Source organism: Cyclobacterium salsum (genome assembly GCF_010119245.1).
Lineage (GTDB): Bacteria > Bacteroidota > Bacteroidia > Cytophagales > Cyclobacteriaceae > Cyclobacterium > Cyclobacterium salsum.
The window spans coordinates 1-2,593 of sequence record NZ_WNKG01000034.1; the positions used below are offsets into that span (position 1 = coordinate 1).

1 protein-coding gene is annotated in these 2,593 nt (G+C 44.3%); it reads right to left on the minus strand.

Annotation, left to right across the window (positions count from 1 at the left end):
• Window positions 1-286: 286 nt before the first annotated feature.
• A complete protein-coding gene (locus tag GJS45_RS23525; RefSeq protein ID WP_162344342.1) occupies window positions 287-1,102 on the minus strand; it encodes an HAD-IIA family hydrolase in 816 nt (271 codons plus the stop codon).
• Window positions 1,103-2,593 lie beyond the last annotated feature (1,491 nt).

Consider the following 2,593-nt stretch of genomic DNA (forward strand, 5'->3'; position numbering starts at 1 on the left):
CAGGCAATCGTCCTCAAATCCCCCCATCCCTAAGTCTCCCCGTCTCTTAGTCTCTAAGTCTCTTCGTCACAAATCATTTCCCCAAAAAACCTCTGCGCCCTTCGTGGCTCCTCCGTGTCCTCCTGTGACAAAAAACTCCTACCTCCCCACGCCAGACAACCGGACTCAAATCTCCCTCTCCCTACGTCTCACCATTCCTTCGTCCCCAAGTCTCCCAGTCTCTCAGTCCCTTCTTCACACATCATTCCACCTCTCCATGTCCCCTTCTGAAGCATAACCTGAAGGACTAATTTACCGGTACTAATTCCTGATCCATTATTTGTTCAAACCTGTCCGTGTCCAACAGGTCTTTTATGCTCAGAATCACATGGTCAGGAGAATAGGCAAAATTTTCTATTTCTTCCCTGCGAGTAGAGCCGGTAAGGGTAAGGACGGTTTTAAAGCCCATTTGTACGCCTCCCAGGATATCGGTTTCCATGGTATCGCCAATCATAATGGTCTGTGCCGACCGGGTTCCGAGTTCTGATTTTGCAATCCGCATCATGACCGGGCTGGGTTTTCCGGCACTGAAGGCCTTTTTTCCAGTGGCCATTTCGATCATTGATACAAAGGCACCACAGCCCGAGCGAATGGAGTTATTGGAGCTTGGGCAGTAGGCATCCAGGTTGGTAGCGATCAATTTGGATCCGTTCATGACCATGTTGATGGCTTTGTCCACTGATTCAAGCATGATGGTTCTTCCTTCGCCGATCACCACGTAATCGGGTTCATCATCCACGATGGAATAGCCGTTTTGGTGCAGAGCGGTGAGCAGTCCTCCCTCGCCGATCACGTAGGCCGTTCCGCCAGGTTTTTGGGAGGCCAGGTACCTTGCCGTGGCAATGGCACAGGTAAAGATGTGTTTTTCCGCTACTTTAATGCCCATTCGGCTTAGCTTGGCTACCACGTCACGGCAGTTGCGCTGACTATTGTTGGTTAAAAACAGGAAAGGGTAGTCCTCCCTTAGTAGTTTTTGTATGAATTCCTTCGCACCGGGGATCAATTCACCTCCACGATAAATCACCCCATCCATATCGATCAAAAATCCTAGGTCCTTTTTCATAGTGTATTCCGTTTAATTGTTCGATACAAAATTACGGTATATTCAATAAAAAGTAAATAAAAATGAAAAAATATTAAGTTAAATTATTTATAAATAAAAATAAAGCAATAAAATTGGATAAATAGTATTAAAATGGAAAATACAAAAGTCATGGTTATCGGTCTTTTTAAAACCACTTCCACCTTTTTTGTATCGGATTGTTACTGGTGCATTTGAACTTGAAAGCCTGGTTGACGAAACCCTTTGAGAATTCATTAATTATCATCTCAAATCGAGCAATTGAATTGCAAATATGAATAGAAAATGGGCTAAAAAATAAATAAAATGTAAAAATAAGCTATTTGTATTGATGTATTTTTAATTTTGTATGGCTTTTATTACCTTTGACATATCAAACAAAGACAAAAGGTCTTGAACTGGTCAGAAAGCTTGCTGCTGAGGACCAGAAGTTTTGAAGCAATACTGTAGGATGATGAAACTGGCAGACATGCCCTCCTGTCTCGGGGGTGGAGAGTCCGGAATAAAGCAAATAGCGAGCTCGTATTTTGCCCAACCGCTCCGTGGAGGTTCGAATCCTTCTCCTACAGCAGGTTATTTTGGGTTTATTGTTAATTGACTAAAGCTATGGAACAGTGTTTCATGGCTTTTTTCTTGCATTGAAAAACTATTTTTTTGGTCACAGCGATCAGCAAGAAGGCACAGAGGTGGCAAAGGATTTTGATGGGATGGTGCCTGTTATCTCAGCCGTGTTGGTTATGTTCGATACGGGCTGGACTTTTGGGTCTGGCCGCTTTGCGTTTGGGGCTGGTTTTAGGTTCAAGCGTGGTGGTTAAGGGTTAAAGTAGTTCGATACCGGCTGAGATATTCATTGTGGCTGTCTGACGGTTAGCCATTACTTTGGAATCAACCCTGGTGGTTAAGGGTTAAATTGGTTCGGTTCCGGCTGGTCTTTATGTTACGGTTTTGATGCAGTTTCCCTGATGTTGGATTCAACCGGGGTAGTTAAGGGTTAATTGGCTCGGTTCGGATTGAGTTGTAGTTATGGGTAAATAGGCAGGGAAGGCGGTTTTGGATTCAGTCGGGTTGGTTAAGGGTTAAAGTAGTTCGATACCGGCTGAGATATTCATTGTGGCTGTCTGGCGGTTAGCCATTACTTTGGAATCAACCCTGGTGGTTAAGGGTTAATGGATTCGGAGCAGGCTGGGTTTTCTTGGCGGGCCTTCAGGCTGTTTGGCTTTTTCGTAGATTCAACCGGGGTAGTTAAGGGTTAAACAATTGTAACATTGTACCATCAAATAATCAAACCATCAAATTAAATCTTCGAGTCCTCCGGGGTACTTCGTGTCATCCTATGTTGAAAAAACACCAATCTCCCCACGCCAGGCAATCGTCCTCAAATCCCCATCCCTAAGTCTCCCCGTCTCTTAGTCTCTTATTCTCCCAGTCCCTTCGTCTCTAAGTCTCTTCGTCACAAATCATTTCCCCCAAAAA

What these genes read in the sequence shown, in the direction of transcription:
- GJS45_RS23525 (WP_162344342.1), bottom strand. Translation starts at nt 1,102, where the DNA reads ATGAAAAAGGACCTAGGATTTTTGATCGATATGGATGGGGTGATTTAT.